Below are 21,788 nucleotides of genomic sequence, written 5' to 3'. Positions count from 1 at the left end.
CTCCCCCGCGCCTGGAGGCTTTCCGGCGCGGTTATTTTTTTGTCACATTCCCGTTATCTAACCTTCAAATATGTCTTTCCAAATTATCGCAAATGGCGCTATGTTTAGCATAGTGTGCTGCCGTAGCGCCGGCTGCTGCCCTTAAGTTAGCTATCATATGCTTTTCTTATACCTACAAACAGAATAATGCGCTAATAAACAACAACACAACAAATTCAATAACCATAACAATGGGGACTCTCAGGATGAAAATGACGGGTAAAGCCTTACTGGCAGGATGCGTTGCACTGGCAATGAGCCACGCGGCGATGGCAAAAGATATTAAGGTCGCGGTAGTAGGGGCAATGTCTGGGCCGGTCGCGCAATACGGCGATCAGGAGTTTACCGGTGCCGAGCAGGCGGTGGCTGACATTAACGCCAAAGGCGGGATCAAAGGCGACAAACTGGTTATCACCAAATATGACGATGCCTGTGACCCGAAACAAGCGGTCGCGGTAGCGAACAAAGTGGTGAACGACGGCATCAAGTACGTGATCGGTCACCTGTGCTCTTCTTCTACTCAGCCAGCGTCTGACATTTACGAAGACGAAGGCATTCTGATGATCACCCCGGCAGCTACGGCACCGGAGCTGACCGCGCGCGGCTATAAGCTGACTCTGCGTACTACCGGTCTCGACTCCGACCAGGGCCCAACCGCGGCGAAATACATTCTGGAACACGTGAAGCCTAAGCGCATTGCTGTTATCCACGATAAGCAGCAGTATGGCGAAGGTCTGGCGCGTTCCGTGCAGGACGGCCTGAAAAAAGGCGGCGCTAATGTGGTGTTCTTCGACGGGATCACCGCCGGTGAGAAAGATTTCTCCACGCTGGTTGCTCGCCTGAAGAAAGAGAACATCGACTTTGTTTACTACGGCGGCTACCACCCGGAAATGGGGCAGATCCTGCGCCAGTCCCGCGCTGCTGGTCTGAAAACTCAGTTCATGGGGCCTGAAGGCGTAGCGAACGTTTCCCTGTCTAACATCGCCGGGGATTCAGCAGAAGGCCTGCTGGTGACCAAACCGAAGAACTACGATCAGGTTCCGGCTAACAAACCGATTGTGGACGCGATCAAAGCGAAGAAACAGGATCCAAGCGGCGCATTCGTCTGGACCACCTACGCAGCCCTGCAGTCGCTGGCTGCTGGCCTGAACCAGAGCGCAGATCCGGCGGCTATCTCTAAATACCTGAAAGGGGCGACCGTGGATACCGTAATGGGGCCGCTGTCGTGGGATGAGAAAGGCGACCTGAAAGGCTTTGAATTCGGCGTGTTTACCTGGCATGCCAACGGCACAGCCACTGACGCAAAATAAAAGCAAACGGCAACCAAAGGGTTGCCGTTTTAGTGTTTGCTTCCTCTCCCTCTGGGAGAGGGCAGCTTATTTCCCCCAGCCACCGCTTTGCTCGCGGAACCCGGAAGCCTGCATAAATGCCGTCATCACGGCATGATCCTCAACGCCAACATCCGCCAGCCACCAGTGTTTAATCGCCGGGTTATCCCGCATAACCTCTTCCAGCAAATACTGCCCCACGCCCCTGCGGCGGGTAATTTCGCGAACTCGCAGCGAATCCAGCGCTCCGGCATCCCCTGTGAGCGTAACGCGCACCGCGCCGAGCAGGCGCTCGTTAAATTTTGCGGCGTAGATCCTTTCATTGTCGCTAAGGGTCAGTGAAGCGCTGGAGTATTCCGGCCAGATCTTGCCGAGGTCAATTTTATCCTGAGCGCTAAACTCAAACAGACGAATGATGGTGAGTTTCATAAGTGACCTAACCAAAAAGCGGGAAAACCCCGAGTGTAACCAATTTATTTGCCTCAGACGCTTTATCTTTTTTATGCCGTTCAGCAGTTGATTACTTTTTAGCGTAAAGGTAAGCCAGCCTTTAACGCGGCAGATTGAATCATGACCAGGATAAAGCACTAAAATCCAGTGAATTGTTCGGCTCTTTGTACCGGTATTTTATGCTGATTTTGGTGCTTTTTTTTGTTTAACTATGGCGAAATACAGAATATTATCTCTACTTAATCGCCTGAAAAATAGAGAGTTTAGTCTGATAAATTGTAAAATTTACCGCTAACTCCTTAACGGCACTGATAAAAATGGTCATTGATTATAAAAGGTACTGAGTGCTTTTTAACCAAGTTATGGGGATGGAACGAATGAAGATGAACGCGAAGACATTACTGGCCGGGCTGGTGGCGTTGGCCGTGTCTCACGCGGCAACCGCGGGTGATATCAAAGTGGCTGTTGTCGGGGCAATGTCAGGCCCGGTCGCGCAGTGGGGCGACATGGAATTTAACGGTGCTCGCCAGGCTATCAAAGACATCAACGCCAAAGGCGGGATCAAAGGCGATAAGCTGGTTGGCGTTGAATATGACGATGCCTGCGATCCAAAACAGGCCGTGGCGGTTGCCAACAAAATCGTTAACGACGGCGTGAAGTACGTTATCGGCCACCTGTGCTCCTCTTCCACCCAGCCAGCTTCCGACATCTATGAAGATGAAGGCATCCTGATGATCACTCCGGGTGCGACCAACCCTGAGCTGACCCAGCGCGGCTACGGCATGATCATGCGTACCGCTGGCCTCGACTCTTCCCAGGGGCCAACGGCGTCCAAATATATTCTGGAACACGTTAAGCCGCAGCGCATCGCGATCATCCACGATAAGCAGCAGTACGGCGAAGGTCTGGCGCGCTCCGTGCAGGACGGCCTGAAAAAAGGCGGCGCTAACATCGTGTTCTTCGACGGGATCACCGCCGGCGACAAAGATTTCTCCACCCTGGTGGCGCGCCTGCAAAAAGAAAATATCGACTTCGTTTACTACGGTGGCTACTACCCGGAAATGGGGCAGATCCTGCGCCAGGCACGCGCCGTTGGCCTGAAAACCCAGTTTATGGGGCCGGAAGGCGTGGGTAACGCTTCTCTGTCCAACATCGCTGGCCCTGCGGGCGAAGGGATGCTGGTCACCATGCCTAAGCGCTATGACCAGGATCCGGCCAACAAAGCTATCGTTGATGAGCTGAAAGCGGCGAAGAAAGACCCGAGCGGCCCATATGTGTGGATCACCTACGCGGCAGTTCAGTCTCTGGCCACCGCTATGGACCGCACCGGCAGCAAAGATCCTGCTGCGCTGGTAAAAGATTTAAAAGCACACGGTGCGAACACCGTGATTGGGCCGCTGAACTGGGATGAGAAAGGCGATTTGAAAGGATTTGAATTCGGTGTCTTCCAGTGGCACGCCGATGGTTCGTCCTCAGTGGCGAAGTAAGGCGAAGGCTGCACAGTCATCCCACCCCCGGCCTATGTCGGGGGTTTTTAAAAGGTTAAGTTATGTCCGAGCAGTTTCTCTACTTCCTGCAGCAGATGTTTAACGGCGTCACGCTGGGCAGTACCTACGCGCTGATCGCCATCGGTTACACGATGGTGTACGGCATTATTGGCATGATCAACTTCGCCCACGGCGAAGTGTATATGATCGGCAGCTACGTCTCTTTCATGATCATCGCCGCGCTAATGATGCTCGGAATTGATGTGGGCTGGATGCTGGTAGGCGCAGGCTTTATTGGCGCCATTATCATCGCCAGCGCCTACGGCTGGAGCATTGAGCGCGTCGCCTACAAGCCGGTGCGTAACTCCAAGCGCCTGATCGCGCTGATTTCCGCCATCGGGATGTCTATCTTCCTGCAAAACTACGTCAGCCTGACGGAAGGTTCGCGCGACATAGCGCTGCCAAGCCTGTTTAACGGCCAGTGGATTGTGGGGGCGAGTGATAACTTCACCGCCACCATCACCACCATGCAGCTGGTTATCTGGGTTGTGACCTTCCTGGCTATGCTGGCGCTGACGTTGTTCATCCGTTATTCCCGCATGGGCCGGGCCTGCCGCGCCTGTGCTGAAGACCTGAAAATGGCCAGCCTGCTTGGGATTAATACCGACCGCGTTATCTCGCTCACCTTCGTCATTGGTGCCGCAATGGCGGCAGTGGCTGGCGTGCTGTTAGGCCAATTCTACGGCGTAATCAACCCGTACATCGGCTTTATGGCAGGGATGAAAGCCTTTACCGCGGCGGTACTTGGGGGCATCGGCAGTATTCCCGGCGCAATGATTGGCGGCCTGATCCTCGGCGTGGCCGAAGCGCTAACTTCAGCCTACCTGAGCACGGAATATAAAGACGTCGTCTCCTTCGCGCTGCTGATTGTGGTGCTGCTGGTGATGCCTACCGGGATCCTGGGTCGTCCGGAGGTTGAGAAAGTATGAAACCGATGCATATTGTTTTTTCGCTGCTCTCCGCAGCAATGTTCTTTGTTTTAGCATCGGTATTTATGGGCGTTCAGCTTAGCCTGGACGGCACCAAACTGGTGGTGAACAGCGCACCGTCCGTGCGCTGGGAATGGGTCTTCATCGGCACCGCTGCGGTGCTGGTATTCCAACTGCTGCGCCCGCTGTTCCAGAAGGGCATGAAGAAAGTGTCCGGGCCGAAGTTTGTGCTGCCGGCGCTGGATGGTTCCACGGCTAAGCAGAAGCTGTTCCTGGTGGCGCTGCTGGTTGCCGCCGTGGCGTGGCCTTTCCTTGTTTCACGCGGCACCGTGGACATTGCTACATTAACCATGATTTACATCATCCTCGGCCTGGGGCTGAACGTGGTGGTGGGGCTGTCTGGCCTGCTGGTGCTGGGCTATGGCGGCTTCTACGCTATCGGCGCTTACACTTTTGCGTTGCTGAACCACTATTACGGCCTGGGCTTCTGGACCTGCCTGCCGCTGGCGGGGCTGGTGGCTGCTGCCGCAGGCTTCCTGCTCGGCTTCCCGGTGCTGCGCCTGCGTGGTGACTACCTGGCGATCGTGACGCTGGGCTTCGGCGAAATCGTCCGTATCCTGCTGCTGAACAACACCGATATTACCGGCGGCCCGAACGGCATCAGCCAGATCCCAAAACCGACCTTATTCGGCCTGGAGTTTAGCCGTACCGCCCGCGAAGGCGGCTGGGATACCTTCAGTAACTTCTTTAACGTGGCCTACGACCCGAGCGACAGGATTATTTTCCTGTACCTGGTGGCGCTGCTGCTGGTGGTGCTGTCGCTGTTCGTGATTAACCGCCTGCTGCGTATGCCGCTGGGTCGGGCCTGGGAAGCGCTGCGTGAAGATGAAATTGCCTGCCGTTCTCTGGGCCTGAATCCAACCCGCATCAAGCTGACTGCGTTTACCATCAGCGCCGCCTTTGCGGGCTTTGCCGGGACGTTGTTCGCCGCACGCCAGGGCTTTGTCAGCCCGGAATCCTTCACCTTCGCCGAGTCGGCGTTTGTGCTGGCGATTGTGGTGCTGGGCGGGATGGGCTCGCAGTTCGCGGTGATTCTGGCCGCTGTTCTGCTGGTGGTTTCCCGCGAGCTGATGCGTGACCTGAACGAGTACAGCATGCTGGTGCTCGGTGGCCTGATGGTGCTGATGATGATTTGGCGTCCACAAGGCTTGCTGCCGATGACGCGCCCGCATCTGAAGCTGAAGAAAGAGCAAGTGAAAGGAGAGCAGGCATGAGTCAGCCATTGTTATCCGTAAGCGGTCTGATGATGCGTTTCGGCGGCCTGCTGGCCGTCAACAATGTCTCGCTCGAGCTGCATCCACAGGAAATTGTTTCGCTTATCGGTCCGAACGGCGCCGGTAAAACCACGGTGTTTAACTGCCTGACCGGCTTTTACAAGCCGACCGGCGGCACCATTTTGCTGCGCGACCAGCATCTGGAAGGCTTACCGGGCCAGCAGATTGCGCGCATGGGCGTGGTGCGTACCTTCCAGCACGTTCGCCTGTTCCGTGAAATGACGGTGATTGAGAACCTGCTGGTGGCGCAACATCAACAGCTGAAAACCGGTATTTTCTCGGGCTTGTTGAAAACCCCGGGCTTCCGTCGCGCCCAGAGCGAAGCGCTGGACAGGGCGGCCACCTGGCTCGAGCGTATCGGGCTGCTGGAGCACGCTAACCGGCAGGCAAGCAACCTGGCCTATGGCGATCAGCGTCGCCTTGAAATCGCTCGCTGCATGGTGACCCAGCCGGAAATCCTGATGCTGGATGAACCTGCAGCTGGCCTTAACCCGAAAGAAACCCACGAACTGGATGAGCTAATCATGGAGCTGCGCAATCACCACAACACCACGGTGTTGCTGATTGAGCATGACATGAAGCTGGTCATGGGCATTTCTGACCGTATCTACGTGGTGAACCAGGGAACGCCGTTAGCCAACGGCACGCCGGAGCAAATCCGCAACAACCCTGATGTCATTCGCGCCTATCTGGGTGAGGCTTAAGATGGAAAATGTAATGCTGTCGTTTGACAAGGTGAGCGCCCACTACGGCAAAATCCAGGCGCTGCACGACGTCAGTCTGCATATTAAACAGGGCGAAATTGTTACGCTCATCGGCGCTAACGGCGCAGGTAAAACGACGCTGCTTGGCACGCTTTGCGGCGACCCGCGCGCGACCAGCGGCCGCATCGTGTTTGATGGCAAAGATATTACAGACTGGCACACCGCACGCATCATGCGTGAGGCCGTGGCGATTGTGCCGGAAGGGCGCCGCGTTTTCTCCCGCATGACGGTGGAAGAGAATCTGGCGATGGGCGGCTTTTTTGCCGAACGTGACCAGTTCCAGTCGCGTATTAAGCGCGTCTACGATCTGTTCCCGCGCCTGCACGAACGCCGCATCCAGCGGGCGGGCACCATGTCCGGCGGTGAGCAGCAGATGCTGGCGATAGGCCGCGCACTCATGAGCCAGCCGCGTCTGTTATTGTTAGATGAACCGTCGCTGGGTCTGGCACCTATCATCATCCAGCAAATCTTCGACACCATTGAGCAGCTACGTAGCGAAGGGATGACCATCTTCCTCGTGGAGCAGAACGCCAACCAGGCGCTGAAGCTGGCTGACCGGGGCTACGTGCTGGAAAACGGCCATGTCGTGCTGGAAGATACCGGCGATGCGCTGCTGGCGAACGAAGCGGTGCGCAGCGCTTACTTAGGCGGCTAATAAAAGTAAAACGGCAACTTCGGTTGCCGTTTTTTTGTTTGCACTTTCCCCCACAGGGAACGGTAAAGTGCGGGAAAAGAAAAATATATCTCCCGTCGACAAAGAAACATTTCATTCACTCCGCTGTAACTATTCTGTCATCCAACCGTTATTTTTCTGTCATTCGAGCGTGTCATGTTACCTCGCGAGCATAAAACGCGTGATTTCGCGCATCCGGCACAACAAGAGAGATAACCGAATGACATCGTTACGACACACAGCTTTAGCGCTGACGCTTGGTCTGGCATTTGCCTCCCAGGCGATGGCCGTTACCACGATTCCTTTCTGGCATTCAATGGACGGGGAACTGGGTAAAGAAGTGGATTCTCTGGCAAACCGTTTCAATGAAACGCACCCTGATTACAAAATTGTGCCGGTTTATAAAGGCAACTACGATCAAAGCCTGGCGGCGGGTATCGCGGCATACCGTTCCGGTAACGCCCCGGCCATCCTGCAGGTATATGAAGTTGGCACCGCGACCATGATGGCTTCCAAGGCTATCAAACCGGTCTACGAAGTGTTTAAAGACGCTGGCATCAACTTCGACGAATCTCAGTTTGTCCCGACCGTGGCCGGGTACTACACCGACTCTAAAACGGGCCACCTGCTGTCCCAGCCTTTCAACAGCTCCACCCCGGTGCTGTACTACAACAAAGACGCTTTCAAGAAAGCCGGTCTGAACCCGGATCAGCCACCTAAAACCTGGCAGGACGTGGCGGCATACAGTGCCAAACTGCGTGCAGCGGGCATGAAGTGTGGCTACGCCAGCGGCTGGCAGGGCTGGATCCAGTTGGAGAACTTCAGCGCCTGGCACGGCCTGCCGTTCGCTACCAAAAACAACGGCTTTGACGGCACTGATGCCGTGCTGGAGTTCAACAAACCTGAGCAGGTGAAACACATTGCCCTGCTGGAAGAGATGAACAAGAAGGGTGACTTCACCTACTTCGGCCGTAAAGATGAGTCTACCGAGAAGTTCTACAACGGTGACTGCGCGATCACTACCGCGTCTTCCGGCTCCCTGGCTGACATCCGTCAGTACGCGAAATTCAACTACGGCGTAGGCATGATGCCTTACGACGCAGACGTGAAAGGCGCGCCACAGAACGCCATCATCGGCGGGGCAAGCCTGTGGGTTATGCAGGGCAAAGACAAGCCAACCTACACCGGTGTGGCCGAGTTCATGCAGTTCCTGGCTAAACCAGAAATCGCCGCTGAATGGCACCAGAAAACCGGCTACCTGCCAATCACCACCGCCGCTTACGAGCTGACTCGTAAAGAAGGCTTCTACGACAAGAACCCGGGTGCGGACACCGCAACTCGCCAGATGCTGAACAAGCCACCGTTGCCGTTCACCAAAGGTCTGCGTCTGGGCAACATGCCGCAGATTCGTACCGTGGTTGACGAAGAGCTGGAATCCGTTTGGACCGGTAAGAAAACGCCACAGCAGGCGCTGGACGCTTCCGTTGAGCGTGGTAACCAGCTGCTGCGCCGCTTCGAGCAGTCTACCAAGTCTTAAGTTCTACCCTCGTCCCCCCCAAAGGGAGGGGACAGAGTACCGCGCTCTCTGTCACAGGAGAGCGTTGTGCTAAGGGGCAAAGCATCGCTGTTCTAACATTAACCGAGTAACCCTATGTCATCATCTCGCCCGGTGTTCCGTTCAAGTTGGCTACCTTATGCGCTGGTTCTGCCGCAGCTGATCATCACCGTCATTTTCTTTATCTGGCCGGCGGGCGAAGCCCTCTGGTACTCGCTGCAAAACCTTGACCCGTTTGGTCTGTCCAGCCATTTCGTTGGCCTGGATAACTTCGTGCAGCTTTTCCACGATAGCTACTATCTGGATTCTTTCTACACCACCATGATCTTCAGTGGCCTGGTGGCGGGCTGCGGGCTTCTGGCTTCGCTGTTCTTCGCCGCGCTGGTGGATTATGTGGTGCGCGGCAGCCGTTTTTATCAAACGCTGATGCTGCTGCCCTATGCCGTTGCACCCGCCATTGCCGCGGTGCTGTGGATTTTCCTGTTCAACCCAGGGCGCGGGCTGATTACCCACACGCTGGAAGAGTTTGGCTACAACTGGAACCACGCGCAGAACAGCGGGCAGGCCATGTTCCTGGTCGTGTTCGCGTCCGTGTGGAAACAGATTAGCTACAACTTCCTGTTCTTCTTTGCCGCTTTGCAGTCGATTCCGCGTTCGCTGGTGGAAGCCGCAGCCATTGACGGAGCTGGCCCCGTGCGCCGCTTCTTCTTTATCTCGCTGCCGCTGATTGCCCCGGTGAGCTTCTTCCTGCTGGTGGTGAACCTGGTGTATGCCTTCTTCGACACCTTCCCGGTGATCGACGCGGCAACCGGCGGTGGCCCGGTGCAGGCAACCACCACGCTTATCTACAAGATTTATCGCGAAGGGTTTACCGGGCTGGATCTCTCTTCCTCGGCGGCGCAATCCGTGGTGCTGATGCTGCTGGTGATTGTCCTGACGGTGGTTCAGTTCCGCTTCGTTGAACGTAAGGTGCGCTACCAATGATTGAGAACCGTCGCGGGCTGACTATCTTCAGCCACACCATGCTGATTCTGGGCATCATCGTCATTCTGTTCCCGCTGTACGTGGCATTTGTTGCCGCGACGCTGGACAACAAAGCCGTCTTCGATACGCCGATGACGCTGATCCCCGGTACTCACCTGTGGGAAAACATCAGCTACATCTGGACCAACGGCGTGGCGGTCAACAGCGCCCCGTTCGGCCGGATGCTGTTTAACAGCACGGTGATGGCGCTGGTGATCACCATCGGCAAAATCGCCGTGTCGATGCTGTCGGCTTTCGCCATCGTCTGGTTCCGTTTCCCGCTGCGTAACCTGTTCTTCTGGATGATTTTTATCACCCTGATGCTGCCGGTCGAAGTGCGTATTTTCCCGACGGTTGAGGTTATCTCTAACCTGAAAATGCTCGACAGCTACACCGGCCTGACGCTGCCGCTGATGGCGTCTGCTACGGCTACGTTCCTGTTTCGCCAGTTTTTTATGACGCTGCCAGACGAGCTGATGGAAGCGGCCCGCATCGACGGCGCCTCGCCGATGCGCTTTTTCTTTGACATCGTGCTGCCGCTGTCCAAAACCAACCTGGCGGCGCTGTTCGTTATCACCTTTATCTATGGCTGGAACCAGTATCTCTGGCCGCTGCTGATAATCACCGATGCCGATCTGGGCACCGCCGTGGCGGGTATCAAGAGCATGATTGCCAGCGGTGATGGCGTGACGCAGTGGAACCAGGTGATGGCAGCGATGCTGCTCACGCTTGTTCCACCGGTTGTTATTGTTTTAGTTATGCAGCGCGCCTTTGTGCGTGGTCTGGTTGATAGCGAGAAGTAGGAACCTTTCATGGCTGGTTTAAAATTACAGGCAGTAACCAAGAGCTGGGACGGTAAAACCCAGGTGATTCAGCCGCTGACAGTGGACGTTGCGGATGGTGAATTCATCGTGATGGTCGGGCCTTCTGGCTGCGGGAAATCGACGCTGTTGCGTATGGTCGCCGGGCTGGAGCAGGTGACCAGCGGGGATATCTGGATCGACAGCCAGCGCGTCACCGACATGGAGCCCAAAGAGCGTGGCATCGCCATGGTGTTCCAGAACTATGCGCTCTATCCGCACATGACGGTGGAAGAGAACATGGCCTGGGGCCTGAAAATTCGCGGTCTGGGCAAAGAACAGATCCGCCAGAAAGTGCTGGAAGCCGCCCGTATTCTGGAACTGGACGCACTGTTAACTCGCCGCCCGCGCGAACTATCTGGCGGCCAGCGCCAGCGCGTTGCCATGGGCCGCGCCATCGTGCGCGATCCGGCGGTATTCCTGTTTGACGAACCGCTATCCAACCTTGATGCCAAGCTGCGCGTACAGATGCGCCTTGAGCTTCAACAGCTTCATCGCCGCCTGAAAACCACCAGCCTGTACGTGACGCACGACCAGGTTGAGGCCATGACCCTTGCCCAACGCGTGATGGTGATGAACAAAGGCGTGGCGGAGCAGATTGGTACGCCAGTCGAGGTTTACGAGCGCCCGGCGAGCCGCTTTGTGGCAAGCTTTATTGGCTCTCCGGCGATGAACCTGCTGGATGGCAACATCAGCATCGACGGCTCACGCTTTGAGCTGGACGGCGGTGATGCGTTGCCGACCGGCAGCCAGCGTCTGCAGTGGGTTGGCCGGCCAATGACGCTGGGTATCCGCCCGGAACATATTGCGCTAAGCTCACAGGCTGCAGGTGGCATCCCGATTGTGGTGGAAACCCTTGAAATGCTGGGGGCTGATAACCTGGTTCACGGCCGCTGGGGCGGTCAAAAAGTGGTGATTCGCCTTGGGCATCAGGAACGCCCGCAGCCGGGCACCACGCTTTGGGTGCATCTGCCAGAAGAACATCTGCACTTCTTTGATGGCAAAAACGGACAACGTTTATGAGCAACTGGCCTTACCCAAAAATCGTCGCCCACCGTGGCGGCGGTAAACTTGCGCCGGAAAACACCCTCGCGGCAATCGACGTCGGGGCGCGTTACGGCCACACCATGATTGAGTTTGACGCCAAGCTCTCGCGCGACCGGCAAATCTTCCTGCTCCACGACGACACGCTCGAGCGCACCAGCAACGGTTGGGGTGTTGCCGGCGAACTGACCTGGGACAAGCTGCTGAAAGTTGACGCGGGAAGCTGGTTCAGCCGTGAATATGCGGGCGAGCCGCTGCCGCTGCTTTCTCAGGTGGCTGAACGCTGTAAACAGCACGGCATGATGGCCAACATTGAGATCAAGCCAACCACCGGTCTGGAAATCGAAACCGGCAAAGTGGTTGCGCTGGCTGCTCGTGAGCTATGGGCCGGGCAAACCGTACCGCTGCTTTCTTCTTTTGAGATTGACGCTCTGGAAGCCGCACAGCTTGCGGCCCCCGAACTGCCTCGCGGTCTGCTGCTGGATGAATGGCGTGATGACTGGCAGGAACTGACGACCCGGTTACAGTGCGTGTCTATTCACCTGAATCATCAACTGCTTGATGAGGCTCGGGTAAAGGCATTGAAAGCCGCTGGACTGTATATTCTGGTTTATACCGTGAACGTTCCCCACCGCGCGGCCGTGCTGCTGCAGTGGGGCGTCGATGCCATCTGTACCGACCGCATCGACGAGATAGGCCCGGACTTCTCCGCATAACGCCTTACGGCGTGACTGGCGGCGGCAGCGTTGAACTGTTTGGCTTCAACATGCCGCCGTTATTTCCTCTTAGCATCCCACCATTGGTGTTCGGCAGCGGGTTCATGCCCGGCTGCGACTGCAGGACACGCTGCTGATTATTGTTCAACTGCGTCTGAAGCTGCTGTTGTTGAAGCTGATTTTGCGATTGTATCTGCTGCTTTAACATCCCCTGCTGCTGAGACTGCTGCGTTTGCATCTGTGTCAGCATCCGCTGTTGGCTCGGGTTCTGATAGACCGGCAGGTTAGGGTTGTTGGTCGTGTTGAGCGGCTGTGCGAGCGCGGTTAGCGGCAGCAAGGCTGCCAGAAGCCATACCTTTTTCATCGTTATCTCCTCCCATCAGGGGTTGCTTAAGTTTACTCCGTTTCCTTTATCACGGTGATTATTTCGGATTTGTGAACCAGGCTTAAGCGGGGACTTTCCCCGGGTAAATGAGGATATAACGATGATAAAGCAGTGGAAAACTTTACGCTGGGTAGCGATTCCAGCCCTGACAATCGGGCTGTGTTTGACGGTTATAGCCGCTCCTCCGCCAGTCTCTTATGGCGTGGAAATGGACGTTTACCATCCGGTGCGCGCGGAGCACGGCATGGTGGCTTCGGTGGACGCAGCGGCGACTCAGGTGGGCGTCGATATTTTAAAGCAGGGCGGTAATGCGGTAGATGCCGCGGTCGCCGTGGGTTATGCCCTTGCGGTCACGCACCCGCAGGCGGGCAATATCGGCGGCGGTGGTTTTATGATGCTGCGCACCAAAGACGGCAAAACAACCGCGATAGACTTCCGGGAAATGGCGCCGGAAAAAGCCAGCCGGGATATGTTCCTCGACGATAAAGGCAATGCGGACAGCAAGAAGTCTCTGACCTCGCACCTGGCTTCCGGCACCCCGGGTACAGTGGCAGGCTTTAGCCTGGCGCTGGAAAAGTACGGCACCCTGCCGCTAAATAAAGTCGTGCAGCCGGCTATCAAACTGGCACGAGACGGCATCATTGTGAACGATGCGCTGGCGGACGATCTGAAACAGTACGGGGCGGAAGTGATCCCGAATCACGCCAACAGCAAGGCTATCTTCTGGAAAGCGGACGGAGAGCCGCTGCAGAAAGGTGACAGGCTGGTGCAGGCCAACCTGGCGAAAAGCCTGGAGATGATTGCCGAGCAGGGGCCGGATGCCTTCTACAAGGGGGTGATTGCCGACCAGATTAGCGAAGAGATGGCGAAGAACGGCGGGCTGATAAGCAAGGCGGATTTGGCCAATTACAAAGCCATTGAGCGTAAGCCCGTCAGCGGGGAATACCGTGGCTACGAAGTCTATTCCATGCCGCCACCATCTTCCGGCGGGATCCACATCGTGCAGATCCTCAATATTCTCGAAAATTTCGATCTGGCGAAATACGGTTTTGGCAGCGCGGACACCCTGCAAATCATGGCCGAGGCGGAAAAATACGCCTACGCCGACCGCTCTGAATACCTCGGCGATCCGGACTTTGTGAAGGTGCCGTGGCAGGCGCTGACCAGCAAGGCTTATGCGAAATCGCTGGCGGAGAAAATTGATATCAACAAGGCTCGGCCGTCGAGCGAAATCAAGCCGGGTAACCTGGCCCCGTATGAAAGTAACCAGACCACGCATTTCTCCGTGGTGGATAAAGACGGTAACGCCGTGGCGGTGACTTATACGCTGAATACTACCTTCGGCACCGGGATCGTGGCCGGGAATACCGGTATTCTGATGAACAACCAGATGGATGATTTCTCCGCTAAACCGGGCGTGCCGAACGTGTACGGTCTGGTCGGTGGGGAAGCCAATGCCGTGGGGCCGCACAAGCGCCCGCTATCTTCTATGTCGCCAACCATCGTGGTGAAGGACGGGAAAACTTGGCTGGTCACGGGCAGCCCAGGCGGGAGCCGAATTATCACCACCGTGCTACAAATGGTGGTCAACAGCATCGATTTTGGCATGAATGTGGCAGAAGCGACCAACGCGCCGCGCTTCCATCACCAGTGGCTGCCGGACGAGCTGCGGGTGGAGAAAGGCTTTAGCCCGGATACGCTCAGGTTGCTGAAAGATAAGGGGCAAAATGTCCAGGTGAAGGCTGCGATGGGCAGCACGCAAAGTATTATGATTGCGCCGGACGGCAAGCTTTATGGCGCGTCTGATCCACGTTCGGTGGATGATTTAACCGCGGGGTATTGATTGCCCCCTCATCCCGGCCCTCTCCCCGTGGGGGAGAAAATGACATGAAATATTGATTTATCCCCTCTCCTTTTCTGGGAGAGGGTTAGGGTGAGGGTAAAAATCACTCCGGCTTAAAACGCGCCATAAAATACGCATCCACATACTCGCCGTCGCGCAGCGCAAAGCGCTTTCCGGTGCCTTCCACCTCGAAGCCAAACTTGCGGTACACCGCCAGCGCAGCCGCGTTATCGGTATACACCGTCAGCTCGATGCGCTCGATGCGCAGCCAGTTATCGCACAAGCCAACCATTTCCTTAAGCAAAGCCGAAGCGATGCCTTTCCCCTGATGATCGTAATGCACGCCCATGCCGAAAGTGGCGACGTGGCTGCGGCGCGGAGACTGCTCCACCATCAGCGTTAGCTGCCCCACAATCTCATCGTCGATGCATGCCACCAGATGTCGGCTCCCCGGTCTGGGGTCGGTAATGCGGTCATGCCAGGCTTTTAGAGGAGGATGAGGTAGCTGCAGCGTGTCGCGGTAAAGCGCCGGATGGGCATACATTTTCTGTAAAGCTTCCGCATCGGCAGGTTCGGCGTGACGCACAACAACTGATTTCATCCTTTTCTCCTCAATGAGTTATAGAAAACCTTTTAAACATCATTGACTTTGAACAACAAGTCAACGCTATTTTTTTCAAAAAACGCTTTACAAGTGCGAATGATAATGATTATTATTGCCATGCGTTCAGGGGAGACCCCTACGGAGACATCCTGAAAGCACGACATTGCTCACATTGCTTCCAGTATTACTTTAGCCAGCCGGGTGCTGGCTTTTTTTTTGCCCTTCTTATTTGAACCCGTAGCGGCGTTGGCTGCACTCAGTTACCCGAATCACTTACCGAAGTAAGCTCATCGGGATACCTTCCTTTGCCGCCTTGCAACAGCTCCAACTAATTTGGGCAAAACCTGGTGCCCTTCTTATTTGAAGTCGTAGCCGCGTTGGCTACGCCCGACCTTTAAAATTAAAGATGGTTTGAAGTCTGCGGCTATAACGTGGCGCGGCTTTGCAGTAAGGTACAGGCAGCTCAAATCAAAAAGGACAATGAAATGACTCTGCACTGTGCCTTCATCGGCTTTGGTAAAAGTACCACCCGCTATCACCTGCCGTTCGTTCTGGTTCGTAAAGACAAACTCAACGTGGCCCATATCTTCCGCCGCAGAGAAAAGCCGGAGCTGGAACAACAGCCGCAGTACGCGGGCATTCACTTCACCAGCCAGCTCGATGACATTCTCAATGACCCGTTGGTCAAACTGGTGGTGATTTGCACCCACGTTGACAGCCATTTTGAGTACGCGAAAAAAGCGCTCGAAGCGGGTAAAAACGTGCTCGTGGAAAAACCTTTCACCCCGACGCTTGCCGAAGCGCGCGAGCTGTTTGCGCTGGCAAAAGAGAAGGGCCTGATTGTCACGCCTTATCAGAACCGTCGCTTTGACGCCTGCTTCCTGACGATGAAAAAAGCCATTGAGAGCGGCAAGCTCGGCAAGATTGTGGAAATTGAAAGCCACTTCGATATGTATCGCCCGGATGCGCCTGCGAATCCTGGTAAACCGGCGGACGGCGCTTTCTACGGCCTGGGCGTGCACACCATGGACCAAATCATCTCCCTGTTTGGTCGCCCGGACCACGTCGCCTATGACATCCGCAGCCTGCGCAACAAAGCTAATCCGGACGATACCTTTGAAGCCCAGCTGTTCTACGGCGACCTAAAAGCGATCGTGAAAACCAGCCATCTGGTGAAAATCGATTACCCGAAATTTATCGTGCACGGTACCAAAGGCTCGTTCGTGAAGTACGGCATCGATCAGCAGGAAACCAGTCTCAAAGCGTACATCATGCCTGGTGAGCCAGGGTTCGGGGCCGACAGCAGCGTAGCGACGCTGGAGTACGTTAACGGAGCCGGGGAAACGGTGCGCGAAGAGTGGAAACCGGAAGTGGGCGACTATGGCCGCGTCTATGATGCGCTGTACGACACGCTGATCGGCGGCAAGCCTAACTACGTCAGAGAAATTGAAGCTCTCACCAATCTGGAAATCCTCGAGCGCGGTTTTGAACAGCCTTCTCCTGCGACAGTAAGCCTCGCCTGATAACTTTTTGACGCCTCCAACTCGTTCACTTTTTTTGAACAGAGGAGTCAATTTTCACCCTCTATGATCCTCCGCGAAATGGGTCCACACTTATCCCATCAAACGAATTGCGGAGGACATACCATGATCTACTTAAGAAAAGCACAGGACCGCGGCCATGCGAACCACGGCTGGCTGGACAGCTGGCATACCTTCTCTTTTGCCGACTATTATGACGCCAACTTTATGGGCTTCTCGGCGCTGCGGGTCATTAACGAAGACGTGATCGACGCAGGCCAGGGCTTTGGGACCCATCCGCACAAAGACATGGAAATTCTGACCTATGTGCTGGAAGGCGCGGTTGAGCACCAGGACAGCATGGGCAACAAAGAACGCGTGCCTGCGGGTGAGTTCCAGATCATGAGCGCCGGGACCGGGATCCGCCACTCTGAGTACAACGCCAGCCAGACCGAACCGCTGCGGCTGTACCAGATTTGGATCATTCCAGAAAAAACCGGGATTACGCCGCGCTACGATCAGCGCCGTTTTGATGCGCCTCAGGGGCGCCAACTGGTGCTTTCCCCGGATGCTCGCGACGGTTCGCTGAAAGTTTACCAGGATATGGAGCTGTCCCGCTGGGCGCTGGCCAAAGATGAGCAGTCGGTTTATCAAATTCCGGCCGACCGCCGTGTTTGGATCCAGGTCGTAAAAGGCGACGTGTCCATTAACGGTACGCAGGCAAAAACCAGCGACGCGGTCGCGGTCTGGGATGAACAAGCGATTTCCGTTCACGCCAGCGAGGCGAGCGAGATCCTGCTGTTCGACCTGCCGCCGGTATAACGTTACCCGTCACAACCTGCCCCTGAAAAAGGGGCGGGTTTTCTTTTGTCCGTGCTAAACTCGGCTGTCGAAACTCACAAGTCGCGCAGGACAATGAAAAAGAAAAGACCGGTACTACAGGATGTTGCAGATCGCGTTGGGGTGACTAAAATGACGGTCAGCCGTTTCTTACGCAACCCAGATCAGGTGTCTGCCGCGCTGCAGGTTAAAATTGCCGCCGCGTTAGATGAACTGGGCTATATCCCGAATCGTGCGCCGGATATCCTTTCTAATTCAACCAGCCGGGCCATTGGCGTTCTGCTGCCTTCCCTGACCAACCAGGTGTTCGCCGAAGTGCTGCGCGGCATTGAAAACGTCATCGATGCCCACGGTTACCAGACCATGCTGGCTCACTACGGCTATAAGCCGGAACTGGAGCAGGAGCGTCTGGAATCCATGCTGTCCTGGAATATCGACGGCCTGATCCTGACCGAGCGCAACCACACGCCCAGAACGCTTAAAATGATTGAAGTTGCCGGTATTCCGGTGGTGGAGCTGATGGACAGCGTTTCTCCTTGCCTGGATATCGCCGTAGGTTTTGATAACTTCGAGGCGGCTCGTCAAATGACGGCCAGCATTATTGCTCGTGGCCATAAACATGTGGCCTACCTCGGTGCGCGCCTCGATGAACGTACCCTCATCAAGCAAAAAGGCTATGAGCAGGCGATGCTTGACGCCGGGCTGACGCCGTACAGCGTGATGATTGAAAACTCCTCGTCTTATTCCACCGGCATTGAACTGCTGCGCCAGGCAAAACGCGAATATCCGCAGCTCGACAGCATCTTCTGCACCAACGATGACTTAGCGATTGGTGCGGCCTTTGAATGCCAGCGCCAGGGGCTGCGTATCCCGGAAGATATGGCGATTGCCGGTTTCCACGGCCACGATATTGGGCAGGTGATGGAGCCGCGTCTGGCGAGCGTGCTGACCCCGCGAGAGCGCATGGGGCGTATCGGCGCAGAGCGTTTGCTGGCGCGTATTCGTGGTGAAATCATTACCCCGAAGATGCTGGATTTAGGCTTTACGTTGTCGCCTGGTGGCTCGATCTAGGCCAAATTTTTTATTTGATGTAGTTCACACTTATACACTTTGCAAGCTAATGGTTATTGCTTATTGCTCAGCCAGGCCGGAAAATGTTATCGGTAACAGTTACCCGTAACAAAACCAGGCGCATTGCTTTGTGTCAGAGTCGGAGCCATCATGAGCACTACTAACCACGACCACCACATTTACGTCCTGATGGGCGTCTCCGGCAGCGGTAAATCCGCCGTTGCCAGCGAAGTTGCCCATCAGCTGAACGCCGCGTTTCTTGACGGCGACTTCCTGCACCCCCGCAGCAACATCCTGAAAATGGCCTCCGGCGAGCCGCTGAACGACGACGACCGTACCCCGTGGCTGAAAGCGCTGAACGACGCCGCGTTTGCGATGCAGCGCACCAACAAGGTTTCGCTGATCGTCTGCTCGGCGCTGAAAAAGCACTATCGCGACCTGCTGCGTGACGGTAACCCGAACCTCTCCTTCATCTATATGAAAGGTGATTTTGAAGTGATCGAAAACCGTCTGAAGGCGCGGAAAGGCCACTTCTTTAAAACCCAGATGCTGGTGACCCAATTCGAAACCCTGCAAGAACCGCAGGCGGATGAAAAAGATGTGCTGATCGTCGATATCGACCAGCCGCTGGACGGTGTCGTCGCCAGCACCCTCGCATTGATCAACCAAGGCAGCGCAGAGTGAGTACATTAACGCTTGTTTTAACCGCGGTCGGCTCCGTGCTGCTCCTGCTGTTTTTAGTGATGAAGGCGCGTATGCACGCCTTCGTGGCTTTGATGGTGGTTTCTATTGGTGCCGGGCTTTTCTCCGGCATGCCGCTCGAAAAAATCGCCGACACCATGCAGAAAGGCATGGGCGGGACGCTGGGCTTCCTGGCGATTGTGGTCGCCCTGGGTGCCATGTTCGGTAAAATCCTGCATGAAACCGGCGCGGTGGATCAGATCGCCGTCAAAATGCTGAAATCCTTCGGCCACAGCCGTGCGCACTATGCGATTGGCCTGGCCGGCCTGATTTGCGCGCTGCCGTTGTTCTTTGAAGTGGCTATCGTGCTGCTGATTAGCGTGGCATTTTCAATGGCTCGTCACACCGGAACGAATCTGGTCAAGTTGGTGATTCCTTTGTTTGCTGGCGTCGCTGCCGCTGCGGCGTTCCTGCTGCCGGGGCCTGCGCCGATGCTGCTGGCCTCCCAGATGCACGCTGACTTTGGCTGGATGATCCTGATTGGCCTGTGCGCCGCGATCCCGGGCATGATTATCGCCGGGCCGCTGTTCGGGAACTTCATCAGCAAATTTGTTTCGCTGGAAATTCCGGAAGACATTTCCGAGCCGCATCTGGGTGAAGGCAAGCTGCCGTCCTTCGGTTTCAGCCTGTCGCTGATCCTGCTGCCGCTGGTGCTGGTTGGCCTGAAAACTATCGCTGCTCGCTTTACCGCGCCGGGTTCTTCGCTGTACGAATGGCTCGAATTCATCGGCCATCCGTTTACTGCGATTCTGGTCGCCTGCCTGGTGGCTATTTATGGCCTGGCGTATCGTCAGGGCATGGATAAAGAAAAAGTGATGGCGATTTGCGGCCAGGCGCTGCAGCCGGCGGGCATTATCCTGCTGGTTATCGGTGCCGGTGGCGTGTTCAAACAGGTGCTGGTTGACTCCGGCGTGGGCCCGGCACTGGGCGAAGCGCTGACCGGGATGGGCCTGCCTATCGCGATTACCTGCTTCGTGCTGGCGGCGGCGGTGCGTATCATTCAGGGTTCCGCTACCGTGGCCTGTCTGACGGCGGTTGGCCTGGTGATGCCGGTTATCGAGCAGCTGAATTATAACGGCGCTCAGATGGCAGCTCTGTCAATTTGTATCGCGGGGGGGTCTATCGTGGTGAGCCACGTGAACGACGCGGGCTTCTGGCTATTCGGTAAGTTTACCGGCGCAACTGAAGCGCAGACGCTGAAGACCTGGACGATGATGGAAACCATCCTCGGCACAACCGGGGCGATTGTCGGGATGATTGCGTTCAGCCTGCTGAGTTAATCTCTCGTCTTATCCCCGCTAAAAACACCCGGCAATTGCCGGGTGTTTTGTTTTACGGGTTAAGGTTTTCTCTTCCCGTGACGCTATGACTCCCTATCAAACAGGGAGTGTCCGCATGAAAAAGTTCCTCTTCTTACTGCTATTGCCGTTACTAACCGGTTGCGCGACGCTGGTGGGCAACAACGACGCCACGGTGTATATCGACAGTACGCCAAAGAGTGCCGCCTTTACGATTTTTGATGGCAAGGGTGATATCGCCGCCCAGGGCGTTACGCCGCAGTCCGTGACGCTTAAAAAGACAGACGGTAGCTACTTCGGGAAGAAAAGCTACACGTTGACGCTCAAGCATGAAGGGTATTACTCCACATCGCTGCCGCTGGAAACCCGCTTAAGTCTCTGGTATCTCTTCGGCAATATCATCTTCTTCGGCGTGCCAGAGTGGCTGATTGTCGATCCCTTCTTTGGCGGCATGTATACGCTGAAGCAGGAAAGTCTGCATCCCATCCTGCGAAAGTGCCAGCCGGGACCGTATCGGGATATGTGTTCGTGAGGGGGAAATAAGAGCTTAGGATCTGAACTCGATGCGTACCCTCTCCCTTTTAGGGAGAGGGTGAGGGTGGTCTTACCCCCGCATCCACGCTCGAATCCCATCCAGGAACATCTGGGTGGATATCATCACCAGCACCAGCCCCATCAGGCGCTCCAGGGCGTTAACCCCTTTCTCACCCAGCAGACGCAGGAACAGGGAAGACTGCAGCAGAATCGCCACGGTACCGCCCCAGGCCAGCATCAGCGCGGCCACTAAATGCCCCATCTGATTTGGATACTGGTGCGAAAGCAGCATCAGCGTCGCCAGCAAAGAAGGGCCAGCAACCAGCGGAATCGCCAGCGGTACGATAAACGGTTCTTCACCCGCAGGCAGGCCGGATGAACTGCCTTCCTGGCCTGGGAAAATCATCTTAATGGCAATCAGGAACAGAATGATGCCGCCTGAAATCGACACGGTTTCAGCGCGTAAATTCAGGAAACCAAGAATTTTTTCCCCGGCAAACAGGAAGATAAGCATCAGTAGCAGAGCAATAAGCAGTTCGCGGATCATAATGGCCCGGCGGCGCTTCGGCTCCGTGTGTTTTAGGACCGACATAAAGATCGGCAGGTTACCCAGCGGGTCCATAATCAGGATCAGGAGTACCGCGGCGGATATGATTTCAGTCATCTGTTTTCCCCAAAATCTGGCAAGTT

Annotated in this window: 22 protein-coding genes; 18 read left to right on the top strand and 4 right to left on the bottom strand. The window is 55.8% G+C overall.

What is annotated here, in order from left to right:
- Positions 1–245 precede the first annotated feature (245 nt).
- Entirely contained in the window at positions 246–1,349 is a 1,104-nt protein-coding gene (locus ACR6JA_RS15860) for a branched-chain amino acid ABC transporter substrate-binding protein (RefSeq protein WP_008458563.1), read from the top strand.
- A 66-nt stretch (positions 1,350–1,415) separates the two neighbouring features.
- On the opposite strand, the gene panM is transcribed toward ACR6JA_RS15860, so the two are convergent.
- The gene (gene panM / locus ACR6JA_RS15855; protein ID WP_494494144.1) at positions 1,416–1,796 is read right to left on the bottom strand and encodes an aspartate 1-decarboxylase autocleavage activator PanM; all 381 of its coding nucleotides are present in this window, start codon (positions 1,794–1,796) and stop codon (positions 1,416–1,418) included.
- A 398-nt stretch (positions 1,797–2,194) separates the two neighbouring features.
- Between panM and livK the strand changes: the two genes are divergently transcribed.
- The 10 genes from livK (at position 2,195) to ugpQ (ending at position 12,262) form a co-directional block, all read left to right on the top strand.
- Entirely contained in the window at positions 2,195–3,304 is a 1,110-nt protein-coding gene (gene livK / locus ACR6JA_RS15850; RefSeq protein ID WP_039288573.1) for a high-affinity branched-chain amino acid ABC transporter substrate-binding protein LivK, read from the top strand.
- Positions 3,305–3,366: 62 nt separating this feature from the next.
- A complete protein-coding gene (livH, locus tag ACR6JA_RS15845) occupies positions 3,367–4,293 on the top strand; it encodes a high-affinity branched-chain amino acid ABC transporter permease LivH (protein ID WP_008457946.1) in 927 nt (308 codons plus the stop codon).
- A complete protein-coding gene (locus ACR6JA_RS15840) occupies positions 4,290–5,567 on the top strand; it encodes a high-affinity branched-chain amino acid ABC transporter permease LivM (protein ID WP_494494143.1) in 1,278 nt (425 codons plus the stop codon). The genes livH and ACR6JA_RS15840 overlap by 4 nt, the downstream gene beginning before the upstream one ends.
- Positions 5,564–6,331, top strand: coding sequence for a high-affinity branched-chain amino acid ABC transporter ATP-binding protein LivG (gene livG / locus ACR6JA_RS15835; RefSeq protein ID WP_008457941.1), 768 nt, complete (start codon positions 5,564–5,566; stop codon positions 6,329–6,331). The genes ACR6JA_RS15840 and livG overlap by 4 nt, the downstream gene beginning before the upstream one ends.
- 1 nt (position 6,332) lies before the next feature.
- Entirely contained in the window at positions 6,333–7,046 is a 714-nt protein-coding gene (gene livF, locus ACR6JA_RS15830; RefSeq protein ID WP_085938903.1) for a high-affinity branched-chain amino acid ABC transporter ATP-binding protein LivF, read from the top strand.
- 238 nt (positions 7,047–7,284) lie between these two features.
- Positions 7,285–8,601 (top strand): sn-glycerol-3-phosphate ABC transporter substrate-binding protein UgpB, encoded by a 1,317-nt coding sequence (ugpB, locus tag ACR6JA_RS15825; RefSeq protein WP_312742240.1) that lies wholly within the window; start codon positions 7,285–7,287, stop codon positions 8,599–8,601.
- A gap of 114 nt (positions 8,602–8,715) precedes the next feature.
- Positions 8,716–9,603: a sn-glycerol-3-phosphate ABC transporter permease UgpA gene (gene ugpA / locus ACR6JA_RS15820; protein ID WP_008457934.1), complete on the top strand. Its 888-nt coding sequence runs from the start codon at positions 8,716–8,718 to the stop codon at positions 9,601–9,603.
- Positions 9,600–10,445: a sn-glycerol-3-phosphate ABC transporter permease UgpE gene (ugpE, locus tag ACR6JA_RS15815; protein ID WP_008457932.1), complete on the top strand. Its 846-nt coding sequence runs from the start codon at positions 9,600–9,602 to the stop codon at positions 10,443–10,445. Before ugpA ends, ugpE begins: the two co-directional genes overlap by 4 nt.
- A 9-nt stretch (positions 10,446–10,454) precedes the next feature.
- Positions 10,455–11,525, top strand: coding sequence for a sn-glycerol-3-phosphate import ATP-binding protein UgpC (locus tag ACR6JA_RS15810; RefSeq protein ID WP_008457931.1), 1,071 nt, complete (start codon positions 10,455–10,457; stop codon positions 11,523–11,525).
- Positions 11,522–12,262 carry a glycerophosphodiester phosphodiesterase gene (gene ugpQ, locus ACR6JA_RS15805; protein ID WP_494494142.1) on the top strand — a complete coding sequence of 247 codons (741 nt, stop codon included), beginning with the start codon at positions 11,522–11,524 and terminating at the stop codon, positions 12,260–12,262. The genes ACR6JA_RS15810 and ugpQ overlap by 4 nt, the downstream gene beginning before the upstream one ends.
- Positions 12,263–12,266: 4 nt before the next feature.
- Here the strand turns inward: ugpQ and ACR6JA_RS15800 are convergent, their stop codons facing one another.
- The gene (locus tag ACR6JA_RS15800) at positions 12,267–12,626 is read right to left on the bottom strand and encodes a DUF2756 family protein (RefSeq protein WP_008457926.1); all 360 of its coding nucleotides are present in this window, start codon (positions 12,624–12,626) and stop codon (positions 12,267–12,269) included.
- A 121-nt stretch (positions 12,627–12,747) separates the two neighbouring features.
- On the opposite strand from ACR6JA_RS15800, the gene ggt reads away from it, so the two are divergent.
- Complete coding sequence (ggt, locus tag ACR6JA_RS15795) at positions 12,748–14,490, top strand: gamma-glutamyltransferase (protein WP_494494141.1); 1,743 nt, start codon at positions 12,748–12,750, stop codon at positions 14,488–14,490.
- A gap of 103 nt (positions 14,491–14,593) precedes the next feature.
- On the opposite strand, the gene ACR6JA_RS15790 is transcribed toward ggt, so the two are convergent.
- Positions 14,594–15,091, bottom strand: coding sequence for a GNAT family N-acetyltransferase (locus ACR6JA_RS15790; protein WP_213713774.1), 498 nt, complete (start codon positions 15,089–15,091; stop codon positions 14,594–14,596).
- 488 nt (positions 15,092–15,579) lie between these two features.
- On the opposite strand from ACR6JA_RS15790, the gene ACR6JA_RS15785 reads away from it, so the two are divergent.
- The 6 genes from ACR6JA_RS15785 to ACR6JA_RS15760 all read left to right on the top strand — a co-directional run bounded on the left by ACR6JA_RS15785 (position 15,580) and on the right by ACR6JA_RS15760 (position 21,096).
- Positions 15,580–16,617 (top strand): oxidoreductase, encoded by a 1,038-nt coding sequence (locus ACR6JA_RS15785; RefSeq protein ID WP_213713777.1) that lies wholly within the window; start codon positions 15,580–15,582, stop codon positions 16,615–16,617.
- Between the two features lie 123 nt (positions 16,618–16,740).
- On the top strand, positions 16,741–17,436 hold the full coding sequence (locus ACR6JA_RS15780) for a pirin family protein (protein ID WP_494494140.1): 696 nt from the start codon (positions 16,741–16,743) through the stop codon (positions 17,434–17,436).
- A 93-nt stretch (positions 17,437–17,529) separates the two neighbouring features.
- Positions 17,530–18,525, top strand: a complete 996-nt coding sequence (gene gntR, locus ACR6JA_RS15775; protein WP_008457915.1) for a gluconate operon transcriptional repressor GntR — start codon at positions 17,530–17,532, stop codon at positions 18,523–18,525.
- Positions 18,526–18,675: 150 nt separating this feature from the next.
- Positions 18,676–19,209, top strand: coding sequence for a gluconokinase (gene gntK, locus ACR6JA_RS15770; RefSeq protein WP_008457913.1), 534 nt, complete (start codon positions 18,676–18,678; stop codon positions 19,207–19,209).
- On the top strand, positions 19,206–20,546 hold the full coding sequence (gene gntU, locus ACR6JA_RS15765) for a gluconate transporter (protein ID WP_494494139.1): 1,341 nt from the start codon (positions 19,206–19,208) through the stop codon (positions 20,544–20,546). Before gntK ends, gntU begins: the two co-directional genes overlap by 4 nt.
- A gap of 115 nt (positions 20,547–20,661) precedes the next feature.
- Positions 20,662–21,096, top strand: coding sequence for a hypothetical protein (locus ACR6JA_RS15760; protein ID WP_494494138.1), 435 nt, complete (start codon positions 20,662–20,664; stop codon positions 21,094–21,096).
- 72 nt (positions 21,097–21,168) lie between these two features.
- Here the strand turns inward: ACR6JA_RS15760 and ACR6JA_RS15755 are convergent, their stop codons facing one another.
- Complete coding sequence (locus tag ACR6JA_RS15755) at positions 21,169–21,762, bottom strand: YhgN family NAAT transporter (RefSeq protein ID WP_008457909.1); 594 nt, start codon at positions 21,760–21,762, stop codon at positions 21,169–21,171.
- Positions 21,763–21,788 lie beyond the last annotated feature (26 nt).

This window comes from Cedecea sp. B1(4) (genome assembly GCF_059414925.1).
This window is presented reverse-complemented; position numbering and strand designations above follow the sequence as displayed.